The sequence below is a fragment of the Paenibacillus sp. sgz302164 genome (assembly GCF_056120505.1).
Map to the genome: position 1 here is coordinate 122,418 of NZ_JBVYOL010000016.1, position 24,110 is coordinate 146,527.

A 24,110-nucleotide genomic window follows, 5' to 3' on the forward strand; every position below is an offset into this window, starting at 1 on the left:
TTTGGAAGAGATGTGAGGTGCCGTATGGAACTGAATGCCAACATATATGTGGCCGGCCACCGCGGTTTGGTGGGCTCGGCGATTTTAAGAAGCTTGCAGGCCAAAGGCTTTGCCAATCTGGTAACGCGCACGAGCGCCGAGCTGGACTTGCGCAATTTTGACGACGTGCTGAGCTTTTTCTTGAAAGAAAGAATCGAATATGTGTTTCTTGCGGCGGCCAAGGTCGGGGGCATCGTGGCGAACAACGAGTATCCGGCCGATTTTATTCGCGATAATTTGCTGATTCAGACCAATGTGATCGATGTATCGTACCAGACGAGCGTGCAGAAGCTGCTGTTCCTCGGTTCGACTTGCATTTATCCGAAGCTGGCTCCCCAGCCGCTCAAGGAAGAATATTTGCTGACCGGCGAACTGGAGCCGACCAACGAGCCTTACGCCATCGCCAAAATCGCCGGCATCAAAATGTGCCAATCATACAACCGTCAATACGGAACCCGCTACATATCGGCGATGCCGACGAATTTGTACGGCCCCAACGACAATTTCGATCTGGAAAAATCCCATGTGCTTCCGGCGTTGATCCGGAAATTTCATGAAGCGAAGGAGCAGGGGCTGCCTGCCGTAGAAATTTGGGGAACGGGCACGCCGAGACGCGAATTTTTGCATGCGGACGATTTGGCGAACGCCTGCGTCTTTTTGATGGAGCAGTACGAAGGCAGCGATATCGTCAATATCGGAGTGGGAGAGGATATTTCCATTAAAGAGCTGGCGGAGCTGGTCAAGGACATTGTCGGCTTTGAGGGCGGCATTGCATACAACACCTCTAAGCCGGACGGGACACCCCGCAAGTTGGTGGATGTAGCGAGAATCAACAGTCTCGGCTGGAAAGCGCAAATCCCGCTGCGAGACGGAATCCGCTCGGCCTATCGGTGGTTCCTCGACAATCAGCTCGCCGTAACCAAATAAAATACATTCTCTGGAGGATATATGATGAAAACAGCGTTAATTACCGGCGTTACAGGTCAAGACGGATCTTACCTGGCGGAGTTCTTATTGGAAAAAGGATACAAAGTGTACGGCCTGCGCCGCCGCACGAGCACGCCGAACTATGAGAACGTCGAGCACATTAAAGATCGAATCAACTGGATTTCCGGAGATTTGACCGACCTGGCTTCCCTGATTGAAGCTGTTCGCATTTCCCAGCCTGACGAGGTTTACAACCTTGCGGCCCAGTCCTATGTCGCTGCTTCATGGCCGCAGCCGCTCACGACAGGGCAAATCACGGCGCTCAGCGTGACGAATATGCTCGAAGCCGTGCGGATTATGAAGCCGGACGCGCGCTTTTATCAAGCCTCCAGCAGCGAGATGTTCGGCAAAGTGGTGGAAACCCCGCAATCGGAAACAACCCCGTTTTATCCGCGCAGCCCTTACGGCGTAGCCAAAGTTTACGGGCACTGGATCACCGTCAACTACCGCGAAAGCTTCAACATGTTCGCCTGCTCCGGCATTTTGTTCAACCATGAATCCCCGCGCCGGGGTTTGGAATTCGTTACGCGCAAAGTGACGGATGCCGCAGCGCGCATTAAACTGGGCCTGCAGTCGGAGCTGCGCATGGGCAATCTCGATTCGCTGCGCGATTGGGGTTTTGCCGGCGATTACATCAAAGCGATGTGGCTGATGCTGCAGCAGGATGAGCCTGACGATTACGTCATTTCCACAGGTGAAATGCACACGGTCAGAGAGCTGCTCGAAGTTGCGTTCTCCTACGCGGGATTGAATTACGAGGATTATGTCGTCATCGATCCGGCTTTCGTAAGACCGGCGGAAGTCGATCTGCTGCTGGGCGACTGCTCCAAAGCCAAGGAAAAATTAGGCTGGAAGCTTGAAGTCGGCTTCAAAGAATTGATCCATATGATGGTCGATTCCGATCTGAAAAAGGTAGAGGCCGAAGGAAGGGCGAAGCTCATTCAAGTCTGACCGGTAAGGATGCTGGACACATGCATGCAATCATCAAAAAAATCCCGGCGCTCTATGCGAAGTTCAGAAATCACGGCGATCTGAAAAAAATCGCCTTTAACGCCGGCTGGCTGTTTCTCGACAAAATTGTGCGAATGGGCGTCGGCCTGATCGTAGGCGTATGGGTGGCCCGGTTTCTCGGGCCCGAACAGTTCGGCATGTACAATTATGCGCAGGCTTTTGTATTTCTGTTCAGCCCTTTGATTACGCTCGGTCTGGACGGCATCGTCGTGAGAGATATCGTCAACAAGCCCGAGGAAAAGGAAGAAATTCTCGGCACCGCCTTTACGATGCGGATCGTCGGAGCCGCGCTGACGCTCGGCCTGTCGGTGACGGCCATCTCGCTCATCGACGACGACTCGGTCATCCGCTGGCTGGTCGGCATCGTGGCGGTCGGCACGGTCTTCCAGACGTTCGATACGATCGACCTCTACTTCCAGACGAAGCTGAGGTCGAAGCTGACGGTATATGCCAAAAACATTGCGTTTCTGCTCACCTCCGTCATGAAGGTGATTCTTATTCTGACGCAAGCGCCTCTTTTGAATTTCGCCTGGGTCGGATCGCTGGAAATCGCGATCGGCGCGGCCGGGCTGTTCGTCAGCTACCGGATGCAGGGCTCAAGCATCCGCAACTGGCGGTCGAACATGCGGCGCGCCAGGCAGCTTCTGGGCGACAGCTGGCCGCTTATTTTATCCGGCCTCGTCGTCATGATCTATATGCGGATCGATCAGATCATGATCGGCCAGATGCTCGGCCAGGCGAAAGTCGGCATCTACACGGCCGCCACGAAGCTGTCGGAGCTGTGGTACTTCGTGCCGACGGCGATCGTTAGTTCCGTTGCGCCTTCGATCATCGAGGCGAAGAAGCAGAACGAGGAGCTGTACTACGCGCGGTTTCATAAAACGTTTGTCCTGCTGATCGGGATGGCTTATGCAGTGGCCGTTCCGATTACTTTTTTGGCGGATACGATCGTGCGGATCATGTACGGGGAAGCTTTTCAGGAAGCGGGGCCGGTGCTGACGATTCATATTTGGTCGGCGGTGTTCGTGTTCCTGCAGCTTTCCACGGCTACCTGGTTTATTAATGAAAACCAGAGGCTCGAAGCTTTCCTCAGAAACCTGGCGGGGGCCGGCATCAACATTGCGCTCAATCTGTACACCATTCCCGCTTTCGGCGTGAAGGGCGCGGCCATCTCCACCGTATTCGCCTACGTGTTCGTGATTTGCTCCCCGGCGCTGTTCTCCAGGCCGTACCGGAAGCTGTTTCGGATCATCCTCAAGTCATTATTTTTAAGGAAGGTATAACATGAAAATCATTTCCTTATTCGATACATCGATTTCCAGTTCGAATCTTGGCGATCAGATCATTATGGATGCCGTCAAAAGCCATCTGACCGAGCTGTTCCGGGATTCCTTGTTCATTCCGATCCAGACGCATGACGTCATTTCCAAAAACTCGTACCGCTACATCCGCAAAAGCGACTTGAAGTTTGTCGGGGGAACGAACCTGCTATCCTCCAACATGAATGCTTACAGCCAGTGGAAAATCAACCTGTTCGATTCTTTGTTCATCCAGGACATCACTTTGATGGGAGTCGGCTGGTGGCAGTATCAGAACCCGCCCAACGCGTACTCCAGAATGCTCTACAAGCGGGTGCTCTCCGGCACGACGATGCACTCGGTCAGAGACTCGTTCACGGAGCGGCAGCTGAGGGCGGCCGGCATTCACAATGTCATCAACACGGCGTGCCCGACGATGTGGAGGTTAACCGAGGACCACTGCAAAGACGTTCCGGCGAGCAAACAGAAGGCAGTCGTCGTAACGTTTACGGATTACAATCAGGACAGAACGAACGATGCGAAGCTGTTTGAATTGCTTAGTAAAGAGTACGAAACGGTCTACTTCTGGACGCAGGGGCCTGCTGACTACGAATATATGCAAAGCATCGGCGGAAGCAAGGTGAAATACATTCCCCCGAGCCTGCAAGCGTTCGACCATGTTCTGGCCACTCTGGATTGCGATTATATCGGCACAAGGCTTCACGGCGGCATCCGGGCGCTGCAGCACAAAAGAAGATCGCTGATCCTGGCCGTCGACAACCGGGCCAAGGAAATTTCCAAAGACACCGATCTTCCTGTCGTGGACCGGGCGGACATTTCCGGCATCGGGGCGTGGATTGCGAAGCCGCAAGCAACGAAAATCCGCCTGCCGCTGGAACAAATCCGCGCCTGGAAAGAGCAATTCACCGGCGAAAGCAAGGCCGCAGCCGCCAGCCAGTTCGTATCATCGGTATAATCCCGCGTTTGTCGACCGGAGAAGGAGGGCCGTACATTGAACGCACTGCTAGTGAACACTACCGACATAGAAGGCGGGGCTGCGCGTGCGGCTTACCGGCTGCACAAAGGGCTGCAAGGCATCGGCCTGACGTCCAGGATGCTTGTGCAAAGCAAGAGCAGCAGCGACCACTCGGTATTCGGGCCGCTCAGCAAAACGGACCGGATCCGGAGCAGCCTGCAGCCGTCGATTGACAATCTGCCGGTGCATTTGTACCGGAACCGGGTGAAGTCGCCCTGGAGCATATCGTGGCTGCCCAGCAAAGTAGTGAAAAGCATTCACGCGCTGAATCCCGACATTATTCATCTGCATTGGATCAATCACGGATTCGTGCCCATTCATGCGCTCGGCAAATTCAACAAGCCTATCGTTTGGACGCTGCACGACATGTGGGCGTTTACCGGAGGCTGCCATTACTCCGGCAGCTGCACAGGCTACTTGCAAGGCTGCGGTTCGTGCAGCCAGCTGCAGTCGACCTCTGCCGGCGATTTGAGCAGCAGAATGCTCAAATGGAAAAGAAACGCCTGGGGAGATCTCAATCTGACCGTCGTCACCCCGAGCAAATGGATGGCGGACTGCGCGCGGGCGAGCACGTTGTTCCAAGCCGTGCGGGTCGAGGTCATTCCCAACGGCATCGACCTTGACCGCTTCAAGCCGCTGGACAAATCGCTGGCCAGGGCGATGCTGAATCTGCCGCAAGACAAGCGGCTGATTTTGTTCGGGGCGATGAGCGCGACGAGCGATCCGCGCAAAGGGTTCCAGTATTTACAGCAGGCGCTGCTGGAGCTTGCGGGCAAGGATGTTTTGCCGGATACGGAATTGGTCGTATTCGGCTCCGATCCGCCGGCGAACCCGGTGCCGCTGGGCATGCCGGTTCATTATACGGGCCGGCTGAACGACGACATCAGCCTCGCGCTGCTGTATTCGGCGGCGGACGTATTTCTCTCGCCGTCGCTGGAAGACAACTTGCCGAACACGGTGATGGAAGCGATGGCCTGCGGCGTTCCGTGCGTCGCTTTTCGGATCGGCGGCATGCCTGATTTGATCAACCATTGCCACAACGGCTATCTCGCCAAAGCGTTTGACGTGTCCGACCTTGCGCACGGCATTGCCTGGGTGCTGGAGGGCGAAGACCGCAGGTCACGGCTGTCGCAGGATGCGCGGGAGAAAGTCGAGAGCTCTTTTGAGCTGTCTCATGTTGCAGGCTGTTATGCGCAATTGTACGAGGAACTCATGCAGGAACGAAGAGCGTAATTGAGATAAGGGATACAAGGAGTCCGTCCGACGGAGTTACTCCCAGAAACGAACTATGAAGGGGAATTACAATGAACCGTTTGATTTACATAGCTGCCTTTTTACTGCCATTAGATAATTTTCCGTTCATGTTCGGGGGCGGCTACAAGCCGGTATCCCTTATTTTTATCGCTCTCTATTTGATGGTGAACTTGTTTTCGGTGTTTCGGGCGAAGTACAAAGCTTCGGAGATATACGTACTGCTTGTTATGATCACGTTCGTGCTGTGCACCTTTTTCCAAAATCTTTACTATCACTACGAAAATACGGGCTTAGTAGATGCGCTTTTGACGATCATGTCGGGAATAGTAATTTATTTAAGCTTTAAAATATTTGTCGCCAAGCATGAGGAGCCCGGCGCCTATCTCAAGCTTTTCAAGTATATGATCTACGGTTACGGAATTGCGATCGGCATAGGCGTGCTGCAAGTGATCTATGTCTACGTGCTGCCGGCCGGCTTCCTGTCCAAGTTCATCGGGCTGTTCGTCAGCAGAACCGGATATATGAGTACGGCAAGGATCCATTTCACCTTTTCGGAACCTTCCTATATCGCCTTGCATACGAATCTGCTGCTCGTCCCGGCGTTCATCGCTCTGAAAAGGGCGAATCAGCTCAACTGGGTCATCAAAAGCATCGTCATCGGACTGTTCGTCGTCTCCCTGTTCTCCTTCTCGCTGCGCTACTACATGGACAGCATCATTTTGCTGGTGGTGTTTTTATTCCTGTATACGAAGCGGGTCGTCAAGCTTAGCCTGATTACGGGATTCAGCCTCGCCGGCCTGTACGCCGTCTTGTATCTGGTGTTTGTGATCAACGTGTTCGGCATCAATGCCGACCATTTCGGGCGAATCGGCGCATTCCTGAAAAATCCGACGGAAATCAACCAGGACGAATCGTTTTCCATCCGCAGCACGTTCTCGAAGGTGGCGATGGATTCGTTCAAACAGAAGCCGCTGATGGGTTACGGGTTGGGCAACTATTACTACGGTTATAGGGAAAATTATTCCGAGATTGTCGACCTGAGCTCCATCAAGCAGAAGGAACTGCGGGACGCGGACAAAGACAAGACGCTGCATCAATACAACATGTATACGAGAATCCTTTCGGAAATGGGGCTGCTCGGCATTTTACTGGTTGCCCCGCTCTTGTATTTCGTCATTCACCAACCGAAGAAAAGCTATTTAAAAATGGTGCTCATCCTTTTGGCATGGTCGCAGGTGCAGTTCGATTCGTTCGCGCTGATCCAGATTTATTTGTGGCTGGCTCTTATGCAGCATCCGTACATAGCGGGGCTGGAGCTGAGGGAACCGTTGCCGCAGCAGGCTTTGAGAGCCCCGTCGCCGGCGAAAAGCCCGGTGATGGCCAAAACAACATTACATTATCGATAGGATGATTAGGGTGGAAAAAGAAACGGTGCTTATTGCCGACTGCTTGCAGCTGGTCGATGCGAACGGACAGCCTTCGGGTCACTATTGGAAAACGGCGGCGCAGTATGCGGAGACGTTAAAGGAACATTTTCACGTAGAGGTTACGGCCAGCACCAGCTACGTCGGCAAACTCAGCCGCTATCCGCTGCTGCCGCTCAAACATGCGATTCTCGACCATCAGAAAGGGCCCGTAAACAAAATCAAGCGGTTATACAAGCTGTTCGCCAATCTGTTTCGCATTCTGAACTCGGAATCGTCCAAGGTGATCATCCAGGCTGTCGACATATTTGCTCTCTGCTTATGCCTGCTGTTCTATGTCGGCGGCAAAGACATTTATTTGATCCGCTACGACAATCTGAGCCATAAAAGCGAGCTGAAGCGGTTCATGTTCCGCCTCGTCAGCCGCAAAGTCAAAGGCGTCATCTCCGGTCTGGAGGAGTCGATGAATTCCTACCGGAAGGACGGGATCGTCATTCCGGACTACCTGTTCTTCGAATCGTCGGCGCAGACGGCGGCCCGGAGAAAGTACGATTTTGTAACGGTGGGCATAATCAGGGACGACAAAAATATCGAAGATGTCGTAGACAGCTTCATCGGCACGCCATACAAAGTGTGCATCGCCGGACGGTTCGTCGATCCCGGCAGGTATGAAGCGATCAAGCCGAGGCTGACGGACAACATCGAAATCATCAACGATTACATCAGCGAGGAGCGGTACGACGAGCTTTTGGCCAGTACCGGATTCGTTATTCTGCCTTATCGCAGCAGCTACAATTCCACATCGAGCGGGGTCGTATTCGATTCCCTTTACAAATATAAGCCGGTGATCGCTTCCGACGTGGCGTGCATGCAGTTCATCAGGTCCGAGGATCTGGGTTACGTGTACGGGCAATCCGTCAGGGAGTTCGTGCAGTTCATGGAATCCCGCAGCGTGGAAGCTTTGCTGGAGGGCTACCAGACGCATATCAGGGCGTACATCGCCCGGCTGGACGAGGAAAGCAAAAACAAGCTGATCTTTTTCATCAAAGGGCAGCTGCAGTATAAACCGGTCAGACAAGCAATCTGAAAGGCCGCGCCAGGGGACCCAAGCAAGCCGGAGTAGACGAATCGTTCTGGAGGTTATCTTGATGAAGATTTTAACGAATGCCACAGCGTTGGATTCGAGAGGCGGGTATTCAGTCATTCACGATTTTCTGTATGAAATTGCAGGCAAATCCGATGTGCTGCGCGAGAGCCGGATTGAGTTAACCGCCCTGGTGGCTAAAGAAAATCTCTGCAAATTCGAAACCGGGCAGGTCAAAGTGATCTATGAGCCGTATCCGAAAAAAAGCCCGCTGCACAAATGGAACTATGAAAACCGCTTGCTCCCTGCATTTATCAAGGAAAACAAGTTCGATTTTTATTTGTCCCTGCAAAATTTCGGATTATCCAATCTGGATATTCCGCAGTACGTGCTGATTCATCAGCCGATTCCTTTCTCCGATTTGCGGGCGAACGAGCTGGAGCTGAAAAATTTTATCAAATATAAAGTAATGCTGCACTCTATCTATAAAAAGCAGCTGGCCCATGTCGACGGCGTGTTCGTGCAAACAAGCTGGATGAAAGAAGCGATTCAGCGCAAATACAGCTACCGAAAGGACATTCATATCGTGCGGCCCGCGATCCAGAGCATCGAAAACAATACGAACCCGCTCGGCAGCGATCTGGATCTGGAATTTCAGCGGGCCGGGACGAAGCTGCTCTATATGACGAACCGTGAAAAATACAAGAACAACGACATTCTCATCGAGGCGATCCGGGAATGGAACGCGCAGAACGGGGGCAAAGTCGTCCTGTATTTGACTCTGGACGGTCAGAGCTCGGAGCATGTCCGGTATATCGGCAAAATTCCGTACGAAAGCATATTCAAAGCTTACCAAAGCGTGGACGCCTTGATTTTCCCGTCTTTGACCGAGACTTTGGGCCTGCCGCTGCTTGAGGCGCAGGAGGCCGGGCTGCCGATTCTTGCCGCGGATTTGCCTTATGCCAGAGAGGTTTGCGGCTCCAATGCCGTCTATTTCGATCCGCGAAGCAAATCGGCGATCATGCGTTCCATCAACAGCTTCGTCAAGAAGCGCTATGTACGGACTCCCGTGCAGAACTACGAAAGCAATGCCGCTGCCCCGAGCGATAATTATATGACATATATCCGGATTATTGACAGCCATATCGAGCAGTACCGCGGTATTGCCAAGACAAATCAGATGCTGGGTGGAACATGAAAACTAACGTCGAACTGAACAAATATAATCAGGACTGGTATTCCCGGGGACGAAGCAAACTTGTCGTTATGCTGTGGTGGTTCGTACAGAGTACGCTATTCCGGCTGTCCCTGCACAACATGTACGGCTGGCGCCGGTTTCTGCTGAACCTGTTCGGCGCGAAAATCGGCCAAGGCGTCAGAGTCAGAGCTTCCGCCAAATTCCTGTACCCCTGGAAGGTCGAGATCGGCAGCTATTCCTGGATCGGGGATCAGGTGGAATTTTACAGTCTCGATCGGATCAAGATCGGCGAGCACTGCGTGATCTCGCAAAAAAGCTATTTGTGCACAGGCTCGCACGACATTCAGGACCCCCAGTTCGGACTCATTACGAAACCGATTCATATCGAGAACGGCGCCTGGGTAGCTACGGACGTGTTCGTCTATCCGGGCGTTATTATTCAGGAAAAGGCTGTGGTAGCTGCTCGAAGCACGGTAACCAGAAACGTACCCCGCAATGAAGTGCATGCGGGGATGCCTGCGAAATTTTTGAAATTTCGCTTTGAAGAGGGGAAGTAAGTAATGAAGAAAAAAATCGTATTCGTCGCCAATTACTTTTATCCGGATTTTGCCTCGACGGGGCAGCTTTTGACGGAGCTGTGCCTGGAGCTGCAAAAAGATTTTGAAATCATCGTTCTGGCCGTGCAGCCGGAGCAAAACAAAGACAAGAAAACCCGCCTGTTCGAAGAAGACTATTTGGAAGACATCAAGATCATCCGCGTGAAAACGCCTGAAGTCATCAAGACGAACAAGATGAGCCGGCTGAAGTTCATTACGGCGTATTTCATCCTTTCCACCATCGCCTTGCTGAGGATCAAGACGATCGACACGATCTTTACGATCTCTTCGCCGCCGGTGCTCGGGGGGCTGATCGGAACGATCGGCAAGCTGTTCAAGCGCAGCAAGCACGTGTACAACATTCAGGATTTCAATCCCGAGCAGGCCGAGGCCGTCAGCTACACGGACAAAAAATGGGTGTTCGACATCGCGAGGCGGATCGACAACTGGAACTGCAAAAAATCGGACCATATCGTCGTCGTCGGCAAAGATATGCAGGAGACGCTGTCCCGCCGGTTCCGCGGGCATAACGTGCCGAAAAGCAGCGTCATCAACAACTGGACGGACGAGAAAGACATTATCCCGCTTGGCAAGGAGCATCCGCACGTCAGGCGTTTCCTGGAAGAGCACCGGCTGCAAAATCAGTTCATTGTGATGTATTCCGGGAATCTCGGCTTGTATTACGATCTTGAGAATATGATCCGGGTCACCGAGGCGTTCAAGGATGAGCCGCAGCTTTCCTTTGTTTTTATAGGAGAGGGAGCCGTCAAAAAGAGCATGCAGCAGTTTGTCGAGGACAACAGCATCGGGAATGTGCATTTTCTGCCTTTTCAGTCCAAAGAGTTTATCAAATACTCCTTGAATGCGGCTGACGCCCACCTGGTCGTCAATCAAAAGGGCATCAAGGGCGTGTCGGTGCCGAGCAAAATTTACGGCGTCATGGCTGCGGGAAAACCGGTGATCGGCGTATTGGAGCAGGGAAGCGAAGCGCAGCGGCTGATCGAGGAGAGCTCCTCGGGCATCGTTGTGGAGCCGAATGATTACAACGGCATCATCGAGGCCATCGCAGCGATGCATAAGATGGAGCGGCAGCAGCTGCTCGAGATGGGTTTGCAGGGGCGAAGCTATCTGGAACGGCATTTGAAGAAAGAAATTTCCATAACCAAATACAAATCTTTGCTTGTGACCGTATAACAACGACGAAGGAGAGCGTCCACTATGAAAGGCAAGCTCTACGGTTGTATTCTCTTACCTGTCCTATTGACCGTGCTTCCGGGCTGCGGCGATTTTCAAGCCGGCGACAGCACGCGCGTATTTTATGTGTCAACGGACGGGAACGACAACAATAAAGGCACTTTGTCCAAACCGTTCAAGACGATAGAAAAAGCGCAGGAAAGTGTGCGGAAGGTAAACGGGAATATGCAGTCCGATATTGTCGTCTATCTGCGCGGAGGCACCTATTCGCTTGCGAATACGCTGGAATTCGATTCCAGAGACTCGGGCTCGAACGGTCATTCCGTCATCTTCAAGGCTTATCAGGACGAGAAAGTAACGATCAGCGGCGGCACGCCTGTATCCGGCTGGACGATGCACGATCCGCAAAAAAATATTTATAAGGCTCACGTCGGCGACCTGAAATCGCGCCAGCTGTTCGTTAACGGCACGCGCGCCAAGCGGGCGATCAGCGAGACCCCCTTGCCAGAGGCGAAGAAGCTGAGCGACGGCTTCTCCACCACCGCTGTCAAGCTCGCCGAGTGGAAAAACGTCAAGGACATGGAGCTTGTTTTCCTAGACGTGTGGACCAACTCCCGGGGGCTGATCGACTCTATCGAGGTGGTCGACGGCAAAGCTATTATCAAAATGCAGCAGCCGGGCTGGTACAATTTGACCAATAAAGGGCTGCCGGAATTGTCGGTGCCATGGTACCTGGAGAACGCGTATGAGCTGATTAACCAGGAAGGCGAGTGGTACCTGGACCGCACGAGCGGCGATTTGTTTTATAAGCCCTTGGCCGGCGAAGATATGAGCGCCGCGAAGGCGATCGTTCCCGTCGTGGAGACGCTGGTCGACTTGAAGGGCACGCCGGAAGCGCCCGTCCATCACATCGGCTTCGAAGGGCTTACTTTTGCCTATACGACATGGTATCAACCGAGCCTGACCGGTCTCCCGGACGCGCAGGCCAATATTATTAAAGAGAAAGTGGATGGGCTGCAGTACCACAAGGAAACGCTGATCCAGGCGAGCTTCGACGCCCAAATGGCGGAAAATATCGCCATTGAAGACTGCAGATTCGAAAAGCTGGGCGGCGCCGGCATCAATCTGACCGAGGGCAGCCAAAGCGTGCGCATCAAAGGCAACGTGTTCACCGACATTTCCGGCAGCGGCATTCAAGTCGGAGAGCCGGACCGGAACAACAAGGATAACTTCAACCCGGACGATCCGCGCAAAATCATTAAGGACATCGAAGTGTCCAACAACTACATTCGGGCGATCGGCAAAGATTACCGCTCATCGGTAGGGATCTTCGGAAGCTACACGCAAAATATGGTCATTCGGAACAATGAGCTGACCGATCTTCCTTATTCCGCGATATCGCTGGGCTGGGGCTGGGGAAAAGTCGACCCGACGTACAGCAAGGACAACAGAATTGAAAATAACCTGATCACCGACGTGATGAAGACGCTCTATGACGGCGGGGCGATTTATACGCAAGGGTCGCAGCCCAATTCCACGATCAAAGGCAACTTCATCGACAAGCAGGTGCATAAAGGCGGAGCGATTTATCCCGATGAAGGCAGCGCCTATTTTACGATCACCGATAACGTCGTCATGAATGTGCCGAGCTGGCTGCAAATATGGGCAAAGTCGGTTCGCGACAATACCGTGACGGGCAACTTTACGAATTCCAAAATGATGACGAATGCAGGCTCGAACAACGTTGTCGATAAAAACGACAACATCGAATCCGTCGATGCGAACGACAAGGCCGCGAAAATTAAAAGCCAGGCCGGTCTGGAGTTCACGTACCAGCATTTGAGAATGAAATAACCCGGAGCGGGGGGCGCAGCTTGCCCAGGGAAAGGAGGCGGTCCGGCATGAAGATCACAATGGCCTATTACATATCGGATTACGGCTTCGGCCACGCATCGCGCAGCATTGCGGTCATCCGCAAATGGCTGGAACGGTTTCCCGACTCCAGCGTCGTGATCTGCACCTCTTATGCGCTGGATTTTGTCGGGCAGTCGCTGGCAAGCTGGCCGCAAGTACAACTGCGGCGGGTAGCGACCGACATGGGCTACATGTTGCGGCGGGATTCGCTGGAGCCGGATATTAGCCGAATGAACGGTCAATTCGACGAGTTTGTGAAGGACGCGCCGGAATGGATCCGCGAAGAGACGCGGTTTCTGCGGGAAGCCGGGGTCGGCCTTGTTCTGTCGGACATTTCCCCGCTGCCGTTCGAAAGCGCAGACCAACTGGGCATACCGAGCATCGGGATATCCAATTTTACGTGGCTTACCGCTTACCGCAACTTGCTGCCGCCGGATAAACTGGCATTCCTGCAGCAAGCTTACCGCAAAATGGACTATTTTTTCGAGCTGGCCGCAAGCCATGAGCCGCCATGGGGCCGGCGCGGCAGGCGGACTTTCGGGCTGGTCAGCCGGGAAATCGATGCGGCCGAGCTGGCGAAAGTGACCGCGGCGGTAAAGCCCGTGAGCGCCAAGCCGCTTGTGTACGTAGGCTTCGGCATGAAAACCCGGCTGGAATCGGTCCGCTCCTGGAAGCTGTGGGATAACGAGGCAGTGAGCTTTCTCGTCTCGGGCAGCCATCCGGTCGATCATCCCAACGTCGCCGTCATCCCTTCCGGCAGCACGGAAACGCAGCATTATGTCGCGGCCGCCGACCTGATCATCACCAAGGCCGGTTGGGCCACGGTCGGCGAAGCCGCGATGAACCGCAAGCCGCTGCTTATTGTGGAAAGAAATGCGCTGGAAGAGGATCGCAACACTTCGCAATTCGTGGTGGAACAAAAGCTGGGCGAAATGATCCGCTGGGAGCAGCTGGCGGATTTGCGGCTGGACGCCGCGGCGATCGCCGCCATGGCAAGCAGGCTGCCGAGCGTTCGCCGGCATGGCGATTCGGCCGCGAGCATCATAGATGCCATACTGGAAATTATATATGCCAATCAATCGGAAAAGGATGTGGGCTAATGCAATTAGTGCTGTTATCCGGAGGTTCGGGAAAACGTCTCTGGCCGCTGTCCAACGACGCGCGTTCCAAGCAATTTTTGAAGGTGCTGCGCAGTGAAGCGGGCGGCCTGGAATCGATGGTTCAGCGCGTCTGGAGCCAGGTCGCGAAAGTCGGCTTATCCGGCTCCGCGCACGTCGCTACCGGCAAGGGCCAGCTGGATATGATCTACAGCCAGCTGGGCGTGGACGCGCCGATTATTATCGAGCCGGAACGTAGGGATACGTTCCCGGCGATCGCTCTTGCAGCGACGTATTTGTACTCGATCGTCGGCGTCAGCCTCAGCGAAGTCGTTACTGTGCTGCCGGTGGATCCTTACGTCGAAGACGACTTCTTCGTCCGGCTGAAGGATCTGGAGCAAGCCGTGCACGAGGCATCGGCGGATATCGCGCTGATCGGTGTGAAGCCGACGTATCCGTCCGAAAAGTACGGATACATCGTTCCCGCCGAGCCAACCGGCGCAGCCGGTCATGCGGACTACAGGCAGGTCAGCAACTTCAGAGAAAAACCCCGCGAAGATCAGGCGCAGCGGCTCATTGAGCAAGGCGCGCTCTGGAATTGCGGGGTTTTTGCTTTCAAGCTGGATTATGTGATGAATCTGCTGATTGAGAAGGGATTGCCGATCCGGTACGAGGAATTGGCGAAACAGTACCCTAAGCTGAACAAAATCAGCTTCGACTACGAGGTAGTCGAAAAAGCGGAGCGCATTTTCGTGCTTCCTTACGAAGGTTACTGGAAGGACCTGGGCACGTGGAACACGTTGACGGAGGAAGTCAGCGGCAATTTGATGGGCAAAGGCATTATTAGCGACGACTCCCATAATACGCACGTTTTGAATGAGCTGGAAATTCCGGTGACTGTCATCGGCTTGTCCAACGTTGTCGTGGCTACGAGCGCGGACGGCATTCTCGTCGCCGAGAAATCGTCGAGCCCCCGAATTAAGGACATAATGAAAAATTCCGACCAACGTCCGATGTACGAGGAACGGCGCTGGGGCTGGTACCGGGTGCTGGACTCCGGCATTTTGAACGACGGAAGCCAGGTGCTGACGAAGAAAATTTTTATCCAGGCCGGTAAAAATTCCAGCTACCAGCTGCATCACAAGCGCTACGAGGCTTGGACGATCATAGCCGGGGAAGGCGAGCTGATTCTGAACGACAAGCTTATCGACGTCAAGGCCGGTGACGTGATTCAGATTCCGATGCGGGCCAGGCACGCGATCCGGGCTATTACCGATCTGGAATTCATCGAAGTGCAGACGGGCAGCGAACTGATTGAAGAGGATAACATTCGGCTTTACACCGATTGGGAAGAAATTGTTGAATTTGTCGTCAGATAGACGAATCCGGGATCTGTAGATGAGCCGCTGAACCGCGCTCGTCTGCAGGTCCCGTTTTCGTTTAAGGGCTTTTTGGGGATTCGTAAGGAGGAGATTGTGATCAAGCTCAAAGCAGCAGGACTGTTGTTTATCGTAACCGTATCGATCTTGTTGGGAAGCAATTGGTATTTGCATGAAAATCAAATCAAAAAAGCAGTGGACGATTGGCAGCCGATGTCCATGATTGATGTCATCCGCGATATTCATGTGATGAAAGGCAGCGTCAACATATCCACGCTCGGCAGCAGCGTAACGGCGGGCGCGGGCGTGAGCCATGTCGACAAAAGCTGGAGCTCGATGCTGCGGGACTATTTGAAAGACCTGGACGGCAAAATGAACGTTACGCTCACGAACAACGGATTTAGCGGCTACAGCACCGACCTGATCAAAAGCAAGGTGGACACGATCGTCTCGCAAAAGCCGGACGTCGTCATTTTTGAAACGTGCCTTATTAACGACTTCGGACAAGCGGTGCCGATCGAAAGAACGCTCGACAATATTTCATCTGTCGTCGACGCGCTCCATAAGGATTTGCCGGATGCGCTGATCATTCTGCTGTCTCCCAATCCGAGAGCCGATACGGGTCAAAATTCGGAAGGACTCACGTATGAGAATTACGTGACCAAGACGAGGGAGCTGGCCGCCGGGAAAGGCTGGCTATTCATCGATATTTACACGGGATTCAAATCCCGCAATGCCGACCTGACAGAAGTGCTGAACAAGGACGGCGTGCATCCGACCGAGGCCGGCTACAAGCTGTGGTTTGAAATCATGAAGGAGGAATTGGGGAAAAAGATCATTCAAAAAGCTGCTAAATAAAAAAATTATAGAATAAAGCGGGTTGATTCAATGAAAACGGACGCCGGAAAGAGCAAAGGAAAATTGTTCTTGATTGCCATTTTCATGATGGCATGGATGGGGACGATCTTTGTATTTTCGTCGCAGTCTTACGACCAGCAAAACTTAAGGCCATGGCTTAAAACGCGGATCCCTAGTGAGTGGACTCATTATTTCGCCGATGTCAAGTTTACTTACGAAGGCACGACTATTAACGTGAAGCAGAACGGGGTAACGGAACTCGTTGAATTCGTCATCAGAAAGATGGCGCATATTGTAGAATATGCATGTTTTGGTATCCTGGTATGTCTGCTTGTCAATCTGCTGCTGAAAAGGCGGGCGTTATTGGTATTTATCGTCACGATGGTTCTGTGCCTGGCGTTCGCGGCCACCGACGAATATCATCAGCGGTTCGTATTCAGCCGGACCCCGAAGGTAGGAGATATCGTCATCGATGGTGTGGGCGCGCTGATCGGCAGCTCGCTGACGCTTGCTTTTTTAGCGATCCGCAGAAGATTTCGGGCAAAAAAAGGAATAACCTCTTGATTTGTTACATATTGTAACATATAATGGTTGATGAATACATTATGTAACAATGTGCGACAATATTTAACAAATCGAGGAGGGAATGGGTGTGGATGCATTTGAAACTGTCTATTGTGTGGGGTGCAACACAATTGTTTCTAAATATCACGCCGAGCGTGTGTTTAAAACCGGTTATTATAAAGTGAAAATTCCGCTCGCTCAGTGCAAATCATGCGCTCATAAAGAATGCAAGAAAGAAAGCATGCTGATGGATTCGACACCCGGCTTCATGGGTTATACAGTTGATCTGCCGCTCTTGGCGTAAGGGCGATGGATCAGCTTTTTTTACTTTTGAAATGGAAACGCTCTCATCGGGAGCGGACGGCAAGGCCGTCTCCGGCACCTGCTTTCGCACCTCGCAAAGTCCCGGAGCGCGAGGCTGCGCTGCATGACGGCGGTCGGTCGACTGCATACTGCCGGGAAACAGCCGCGGGCTTGTTTATTTAAAAAGAATCATGCCGTCAAATTGAACGTCAAAATGGATCGCCGTGCCGTCGGGAGCGTTCAGCTTGCTCTGCACCTGAAGCTGTTTGCCGTTCATGCGCGGGGACAGCACTTCAATGTTGCCGTACTGTTCGCCGCCAAGCTTCACAGCGGTCAGGGCGGAGCCGTTCCAGCTGATTTTATACATCTGGCTCGTGCGGATGCCGCTGAACTGCGTGACGACGGACAATACGCCTTCCGCGGAAAGCCCCAGGGTGAATGTGTTCATCCAGGGCGTGTAGCCTGAATTCACTTTGGCCTGGATGATTGTTCCGTTATCCCTGATGTTGACGGGCACGGTATAGGAATTACTGTAACCGATATCCCCCGTTTTATTATCGTAAAAAGAGTTGCCGGAAATCATCCAGCCGCTGCCTGAAGAATACAGGTACAACCCGTATCCTGCATTGTTTCTCGTTGTGTTGTTCGTCATGCGCAAATTATCCTGCTTGCCCCCGACCACGATGCCGTGCCCCGCATTATCCGTCACCACATTCTCCGAAACGACCAGGTTCGCCTTCCCTTCGGCGACAATTTTCATGCCGCCCGCGCCGTTCTTCGTTACCGTATTGCCGGTAATCGTCGTGTTGGAAGCGGTATTGTTCGGGTCGATCTCCAGATGAATACCGTAGTCCGCAGCATCGCTGATCGAGTTGCCGGTAATCGTAATGTAGTCGCCGTCGATGACGTAGATGCCGGAATTGAGCCCGTTATCGGGGTTGCTCTTCACGCCGTTGATAATATTCCCGGTAATCGTAATGTATTTCGAATTATCCTCGATATGAATGCCTTCATAGCGGACATTCTCGATGGTATTGCCGCTGATGGTCACGTCCGAGGCGCCTGCGATGCCGATTCCGAAGCCGCTCGTCGGCGCGTTCCCATATTCCGGCGGCACCGAAATATGGTTGTTGGCGATGACGATGTTGCTGGCTTTCGCCGTCTCCGGCCCGCCGGGATGGTTGATCTCGATCGCATCGGCGTACACGTTCGCGAACACATTTTGGACGATGCGCAAATCCCGCAAATTGCTGGCGTTCCGGTTGGTCAGAACCCCGTAGGCCACTTCCTCGAACCGGTTGTCCGATACGAGCACCTGCTTGATATCCGCGGCGTTCATATTGACGGCCTGCGAATTAGGCCCGGTAAACGAATTGCCGCGCACCTGAATATTGGACGAGCCGTCCGCAATATCGATCATCATGCTGTCCGACTTGCTCAAATTTTCCAGCCAAAGTCCTTCAATAGTAATGTCGCTTTGCTTCGCCATGATCATGATCACGGTGTACCCGAGCCCGCCGTCCGCTTTTGAAATTTTGGCCGAATACCCGACGAGATTCGTATTTTTGTAAACGTACAGATTTCTGGTCGTTCTGTATGTACCTTTGGGAAAAAAGACCGTGCCGCCGCCGGAGTCCTTGGCTAGATCGAGTGCTTTTTGAATAGCGAGACTGTCATCGGCCACCCCGTTGCCGACTGCTCCGAATTTGGCGTCTTTTACATTGAATGTGGATTGGATTTCTTCTGCGGATGCGGGGATTGCTGCGTTCGAGGGGTGAGGTCCTAAGCTCCATAAAAGAGCAAAGCAAGTGAGCGGGATGAAGAAACGTTTCATTATCATTCTCCTTTGTGCTGTATGCTTGCTGCCGTAAATTGTATAATTTCAAGTCCTCCTTGTTAGTATGTCAAAAACGTCGGAAATTATTGGAAATCGGCCAAAACCGTCTATGAATCTGCGAATCTTCTACTTATAGATTAACAGATTCTTGAATATAATGGAATGAATTGTCGACATAAAAGGCTTTTTTTCGCGAAAAAAAGCCGCAGCTGGCCGCCTGATGCTCCGATCATCGTGTGAAGCGGCATTGTCGGGCGGGAAGCGCGCTCCGCTGGCGGCGCAGTCCTTTCCCGTCGCTCGTTGCGGCGCTGTACAGCGGGGGCGTGAGGCGGCTTGGGTTNCTCCGATCATCGTGTGAAGCGGCATTGTCGGGCGGGAAGCGCGCTCCGCTGGCGGCGCAGTCCTTTCCCGTCGCTCGTTGCGGCGCTGTACAGCGGGGGCGTGAGGCGGCTTGGGTTGCGGCGCTGTACAGAAGGTGGTACGAGGCTGCTTGGCAGACCAGGCCGGGGAAAAACCTGCAAAAGTGCAGGCTTTTCCTGTTAATATGGTCCATTTTGGCAAAAAGCCTGCGAAAGTGCAGGAATTTTCGACGAAAATGAATCGGAGGCCGTGTGTCCGGCAAAAAGCCTGCACAATTGCAGGAATTTTTCGCTGACAGCGTATCGACGAGCAAAAAACTGCACTTTTGCAGGTTTTTACTCGTTTCCAAGTAAATGTGTGACCTTCCAGCGTGAGAGTATTAACAGTCTGACTCGGTTTTCTGCGCGTTACCTGGCAGATGTGCTGCTGGCTCCGGCGTGTGACTTTCTCAAGCAGCCTGGAAAGTGCAGGCTGTTTCGAGGAAACCGACTTGTTGGAGGAAAAGCCTGTGATTGTTGTGCAGGAATTCCTGAGCAAATGGAACTGAGCCCGACTGGGCCCCGCGCATGAGCGGAGAAGCCTGCAGATTTGCAGGAACATTTCAAGGCATGCGGATCGGGGAGGAGCAAAAAGCCGCACTTTCGCAGGCTTTCTGTGGACAACCGGTTTATGCGTAAGAGATGCCTCCCGCCACGAAAGCGGGGTCTCCTCAGCTTTCGGAACTGCGCTGAAGGGATGAAAATTTCAAGCTTTCCTTTCCATCTAAAATCCTGAATAGTTAAAAAAAGGAATATTGTATGCTATGCTAACTAGGGGATATTGATCAAGCAATTAGTATGGAGGTAAGTTTTTCTGTTTACAATTGATAATCGAAGTATTAAACGTGAAACTAAGAGTTCAATTGTAAAAAGCGTTACAGGTAAGGATAATGCATTTGTTTTTGATCAGTATAAGTTGAAAATATGGAATCTAATTGATCATGTTCCTAATCTTTCGGTGCATGATTTAGGCCATTGGATTCTTTTTCATGAACGATGGTTGAAAAGCCTTGCACATGGGGATAGGACAACTTACTATGCTCCCGGTACAATCTTAATGGCGGATCTTGGCGCTACAAATTTTGGTCATGAACCTCAGTTTGAGCATCCATGTGTCGTGCTCATCATTGATTTTAATAGTATTTTAGTTGCTCCTTGTAGCTCGAAAAAATACGGTCGAGGATACCCCAATGTTATTGATGCAACACCAGCTGACGGGTTTCAAGTAAACACTGGAATTCAAATGAGAAACTTTCGCTAGGTTGATAAAAAACGTGTAACCAATAATATGGGCTCGATAACCATTCCTTTACTTTTGAGTGAATTAGAGGACTATGTGCTGAATTTGTTTCCGAGCTATAGTAGAAATTTACAGGCTGACAGGCTGATCCAACTACTTAAGAGCCTTTCAGAGCAAAGTGGAGTAGAAGCAATGATTCAAGAAGCAGCCGCAGCAGCTGGTGTTGATCTTTCAAAGCTCTAGATTATGTAGATATATGTTGCGTATGCAGTACATACGTGATATAGCATTAATAATAGGAATAATGGATTCAATTGCATATATGTTTATTCACCGCAAGGTGAAATCACGTGTTGAGAAAAGCTTCTGTGAAAACGGGGCTTTTTTCGTTTTTATAAAGTTTTTTGCTAGTGGGCCTGCTTTCGATCTAATATGCCCAGTTGTGTTTCCTTATACAGAGGACATTTTGTTTTTGCCTTTGCTAAGCGTGTTGACACGGGATACGGATGAGGAGGCGCTGGAAGCAGAACAGCAACAGTGAGTGACTTTGATCTGAAGCCGCATCTTGGGAGGCTTGGTCGTATGTTCTCTGGTCATGACTTTTCCGAGTTGTTATTAAGAAAGCGCGGAGTTGATTACACGCGACCCTATAAATATAGCTGCAGATGGCCCTGGACAGCTAGTACCGGCGCAAAAAGCTGCTCCCTGAAGCCGATTCAGGCTTGACGGGGAGCAGCTTTTTGCGCTTAATTCAACAGATGCTTGTATGCGCTATAGTCGATCTGATGTTTATCCAGGAAGTTGGTCAGGCTCCGGTAATCTCTGCGAGGAGTTGCCAATATGTATCCTTTGATGCAGTGGTCGCGCGTCACTTCCTTGGCTTGCTCCTCCAAAGCGACTTCGCCGATCTTGGCGGCGATGGAATGCTTGGCGATATCGCGGAACGCCGTGGGCACAGGGGAGACCAGTTGGTCGAGGAACGCTTTCGAATCGTCGGTCCACAGGTGGCGGGAAGATTCGACGTAATGATTTTGCCAGTCGAGCTTGGATTTGCCGTCTTCTTTGGGCAGCACCTTCAAAAACTTGCGGAACATGAAATACCCGCCCACCGACATGAAAAACAGCAGAACGAATACCCAGAAAATAATAAACCACATAAACGCGGAGTTGTTCACGATACTTTTCACCTCTGTTACGAGTCGTAGCCATATAAATTATATATCATTTCTAGATTTCTTGCGACTTTCTTAGTAAAATAGACAAGAACTAACCAAAAGCAAAGGAGCAAGAAACATGCCGAAAATCGGGTCGCACGTTTCGTTCTCGGATAAAGGACTGCTGAATGCCGCTGAGGAAGCCGTTACCTACGGTTCTTCCACATTTATGATTTACACGGGTGCACCGCAAAATACACGGCGCAAGCCGATAGAATCGCAATACATCGAAGAGGGCAAGGCATTGATGGACAAGCACGGGATTGACGAAATCATCGTGCACGCTCCGTACATCATCAATTTGGGATCATATAAAGAAGATACTTTTGATCTCGCGGTGAATTTCCTGCAGGAAGAAATCCGCAGAACCGACTATTTGGGAGTGCGCAATATCGTTCTGCACCCCGGCGCTTATACGGACAAGGATGCCGAATACGGCATAAACCGCATTGCGGAAGGGTTGAACATGGTTCTTGAAGGAACCAAAGAGACGAAAGTGAATATCGCTTTGGAGACGATGGCGGGCAAAGGCTCGGAAATCGGCAGAAGCTTTGAGGAAATTGCCGCAATTATCGAAAAGGTGCAGGATAACGGCCGTCTGACCGTATGTCTGGACACCTGCCACGTGCACGATGCCGGATACGATATCATCAACGATCTGGACGGGGTTTTGGAGCAATTTGACCGCACCGTCGGTCTGGACCGCATTGCGGTTATTCATTTGAACGACAGCAAAAATCCGCGCGGCGCTTCGAAAGACCGCCATGCCCCTGTAGGGTCGGGCTGGATCGGTTATGAGGCCATGAGCAGAGTTGTAAATCACGAGAAGCTCAAATCACGGCCGATGATTCTGGAGACGCCGTGGATCGGGAAGGAAGACAAAACGCAGCGTCCGATGTACGAAGCCGAGATTGCGCTGCTGTCAGGCAATTTGAGCGGGCGTTTCGGGGGCGAGTTCCTGGATCATGTGGAGCGCATCGATCATTTGCTGACGAAGAAAGACATTCATCACCGCGACTATATTTTAAAAACATGGGATCTGCTCAAAACGGATGCCAAAGCGAAAAAAGCGGACGGCCGCGAGCCGATGGAACGCTTGTACGATTTGCTTCATGAGGAGGGGTTATTCCCTGAACTCAGCGAAGAACAAATCAACCAAAGGCTGACTGTTTGGCTGGCCGGCAAAGAGGCGCTGAAGCAAGCTTAATCCAAGCCGCAAACAACACAGCACAAGCGTCGCTTTTACTTGAGGAGGATAAGATGGAACGGGTAACAGGCAATTCCTTGACAAAACCAGCAGCAGAACAAAACAATCGGGCCAGGATGCTTATCTCTTGTCCGGATCAGCCGGGCATCGTGGCTGCGGTATCGCAGTTTTTGTTCGAGCACGGCGCAAACATCGTGCAATCGGATCAATATACGATGGACCCGGAAGGCGGGCTGTTCTTTATCCGGATCGAATTCGACCTTCCGGAGATCGAGCGGAAAATCGGCGGCTTTCGGCAGGATTTTGCCGCGGTGGCCGACAAGTTTCAAATGGATTGGAATTTGAGCTTGGCGAGCAGAAAGAAGCGCATCGCCATTTTCGTCTCGAAGGAGGACCACTGTCTGCTTGAGCTGCTGTGGCATTGGCGTTCGGGCGATCTCGACGTCGAGATTGCGATGGTGGTCAGCAACCACCCGGATACGAAAGCTACGGTGGAATCGTTTGGCATTCCGTTCCACCACATCCCGGTGACCGCCGACACGAAGCAGCAGGCCGAAGAGCAGCAGCTTTCCGTGCTTGGCGACAATGTGGACGCGATTATTTTGGCCAGATATATGCAGATTATCTCGCCGTCCTTTATCCGGCATTACGCCGACAGAATCATCAATATCCACCATTCGTTCCTTCCGGCGTTTATCGGCGGCAAGCCGTACGATCGCGCGCATAACCGCGGCGTGAAAATTATCGGGGCGACGGCGCACTACGTGACGGAGGAACTCGATGGCGGACCGATCATCGAGCAGGACGTCCAGCGCGTCAGCCACCGCGACAACGTGGAGGATCTGAAAAGAATCGGTCGCCAGATCGAGCGCAGCGTTTTGGCCAGAGCCGTCGCTTGGCATGTCGAAGACCGCATCATCGTGCACAACAACAAAACGGTCGTGTTCTCCTAAATATCTATTTTTCCAGCCACAAAAA

Annotated in this window: 21 protein-coding genes; 19 read left to right on the forward strand and 2 right to left on the reverse strand. The window is 52.2% G+C overall.

The window, feature by feature from the left end; translation table 11 throughout:
* Positions 1–24: 24 nt before the first annotated feature.
* The 16 genes from fcl (at position 25) to AC0LWT_RS25250 (ending at position 17,237) form a co-directional block, all read left to right on the forward strand.
* Positions 25–966, forward strand: a complete 942-nt coding sequence (fcl, locus tag AC0LWT_RS25175) for a GDP-L-fucose synthase (protein WP_474684024.1) — start codon at positions 25–27, stop codon at positions 964–966.
* 24 nt (positions 967–990) lie between these two features.
* Positions 991–1,977, forward strand: coding sequence for a GDP-mannose 4,6-dehydratase (gmd, locus tag AC0LWT_RS25180; protein ID WP_474684115.1), 987 nt, complete (start codon positions 991–993; stop codon positions 1,975–1,977).
* Positions 1,978–1,997: 20 nt separating this feature from the next.
* Complete coding sequence (locus tag AC0LWT_RS25185) at positions 1,998–3,320, forward strand: flippase (protein WP_474684025.1); 1,323 nt, start codon at positions 1,998–2,000, stop codon at positions 3,318–3,320.
* A 1-nt stretch (position 3,321) separates the two neighbouring features.
* Positions 3,322–4,311 (forward strand): polysaccharide pyruvyl transferase family protein, encoded by a 990-nt coding sequence (locus tag AC0LWT_RS25190; protein ID WP_474684026.1) that lies wholly within the window; start codon positions 3,322–3,324, stop codon positions 4,309–4,311.
* A gap of 36 nt (positions 4,312–4,347) precedes the next feature.
* The gene (locus AC0LWT_RS25195; protein ID WP_474684027.1) at positions 4,348–5,604 is read left to right on the forward strand and encodes a glycosyltransferase family 4 protein; all 1,257 of its coding nucleotides are present in this window, start codon (positions 4,348–4,350) and stop codon (positions 5,602–5,604) included.
* Between the two features lie 71 nt (positions 5,605–5,675).
* Positions 5,676–7,031: an O-antigen ligase family protein gene (locus AC0LWT_RS25200; RefSeq protein WP_474684028.1), complete on the forward strand. Its 1,356-nt coding sequence runs from the start codon at positions 5,676–5,678 to the stop codon at positions 7,029–7,031.
* Positions 7,032–7,041: 10 nt separating this feature from the next.
* Positions 7,042–8,136: a glycosyltransferase family protein gene (locus AC0LWT_RS25205; protein WP_474684029.1), complete on the forward strand. Its 1,095-nt coding sequence runs from the start codon at positions 7,042–7,044 to the stop codon at positions 8,134–8,136.
* Between the two features lie 61 nt (positions 8,137–8,197).
* A complete protein-coding gene (locus AC0LWT_RS25210) occupies positions 8,198–9,331 on the forward strand; it encodes a glycosyltransferase (protein WP_474684030.1) in 1,134 nt (377 codons plus the stop codon).
* Entirely contained in the window at positions 9,328–9,888 is a 561-nt protein-coding gene (locus AC0LWT_RS25215) for a WcaF family extracellular polysaccharide biosynthesis acetyltransferase (RefSeq protein ID WP_474684031.1), read from the forward strand. Before AC0LWT_RS25210 ends, AC0LWT_RS25215 begins: the two co-directional genes overlap by 4 nt.
* Before the next feature lie 3 nt (positions 9,889–9,891).
* Positions 9,892–11,121, forward strand: a complete 1,230-nt coding sequence (locus AC0LWT_RS25220; protein WP_474684032.1) for a glycosyltransferase family 4 protein — start codon at positions 9,892–9,894, stop codon at positions 11,119–11,121.
* 24 nt (positions 11,122–11,145) lie between these two features.
* A complete protein-coding gene (locus tag AC0LWT_RS25225) occupies positions 11,146–12,975 on the forward strand; it encodes a right-handed parallel beta-helix repeat-containing protein (RefSeq protein ID WP_474684033.1) in 1,830 nt (609 codons plus the stop codon).
* Between the two features lie 47 nt (positions 12,976–13,022).
* Entirely contained in the window at positions 13,023–14,135 is a 1,113-nt protein-coding gene (locus AC0LWT_RS25230) for a glycosyltransferase (RefSeq protein ID WP_474684034.1), read from the forward strand.
* Positions 14,135–15,511, forward strand: coding sequence for a sugar phosphate nucleotidyltransferase (locus AC0LWT_RS25235; RefSeq protein ID WP_474684035.1), 1,377 nt, complete (start codon positions 14,135–14,137; stop codon positions 15,509–15,511). Before AC0LWT_RS25230 ends, AC0LWT_RS25235 begins: the two co-directional genes overlap by 1 nt.
* Before the next feature lie 96 nt (positions 15,512–15,607).
* Positions 15,608–16,369, forward strand: a complete 762-nt coding sequence (locus tag AC0LWT_RS25240; protein WP_474684036.1) for an SGNH/GDSL hydrolase family protein — start codon at positions 15,608–15,610, stop codon at positions 16,367–16,369.
* 30 nt (positions 16,370–16,399) lie between these two features.
* Positions 16,400–16,933 (forward strand): VanZ family protein, encoded by a 534-nt coding sequence (locus tag AC0LWT_RS25245; RefSeq protein WP_474684037.1) that lies wholly within the window; start codon positions 16,400–16,402, stop codon positions 16,931–16,933.
* 88 nt (positions 16,934–17,021) lie between these two features.
* Positions 17,022–17,237, forward strand: a complete 216-nt coding sequence (locus tag AC0LWT_RS25250; protein ID WP_474684038.1) for a hypothetical protein — start codon at positions 17,022–17,024, stop codon at positions 17,235–17,237.
* Positions 17,238–17,411: 174 nt separating this feature from the next.
* On the opposite strand, the gene AC0LWT_RS25255 is transcribed toward AC0LWT_RS25250, so the two are convergent.
* Entirely contained in the window at positions 17,412–19,070 is a 1,659-nt protein-coding gene (locus AC0LWT_RS25255; RefSeq protein WP_474684039.1) for a right-handed parallel beta-helix repeat-containing protein, read from the reverse strand.
* A gap of 1,317 nt (positions 19,071–20,387) precedes the next feature.
* On the opposite strand from AC0LWT_RS25255, the gene AC0LWT_RS25260 reads away from it, so the two are divergent.
* Positions 20,388–20,732: a hypothetical protein gene (locus AC0LWT_RS25260; RefSeq protein WP_474684040.1), complete on the forward strand. Its 345-nt coding sequence runs from the start codon at positions 20,388–20,390 to the stop codon at positions 20,730–20,732.
* A 725-nt stretch (positions 20,733–21,457) separates the two neighbouring features.
* Here AC0LWT_RS25260 and AC0LWT_RS25265 read toward each other — a convergent pair.
* Positions 21,458–21,868: a DUF2621 domain-containing protein gene (locus AC0LWT_RS25265; protein ID WP_474684116.1), complete on the reverse strand. Its 411-nt coding sequence runs from the start codon at positions 21,866–21,868 to the stop codon at positions 21,458–21,460.
* A gap of 136 nt (positions 21,869–22,004) precedes the next feature.
* Between AC0LWT_RS25265 and AC0LWT_RS25270 the strand changes: the two genes are divergently transcribed.
* Positions 22,005–23,132, forward strand: a complete 1,128-nt coding sequence (locus tag AC0LWT_RS25270; RefSeq protein WP_474684041.1) for a deoxyribonuclease IV — start codon at positions 22,005–22,007, stop codon at positions 23,130–23,132.
* 53 nt (positions 23,133–23,185) lie between these two features.
* A complete protein-coding gene (gene purU / locus AC0LWT_RS25275) occupies positions 23,186–24,085 on the forward strand; it encodes a formyltetrahydrofolate deformylase (protein ID WP_474684042.1) in 900 nt (299 codons plus the stop codon).
* Positions 24,086–24,110: the final 25 nt, after the last annotated feature.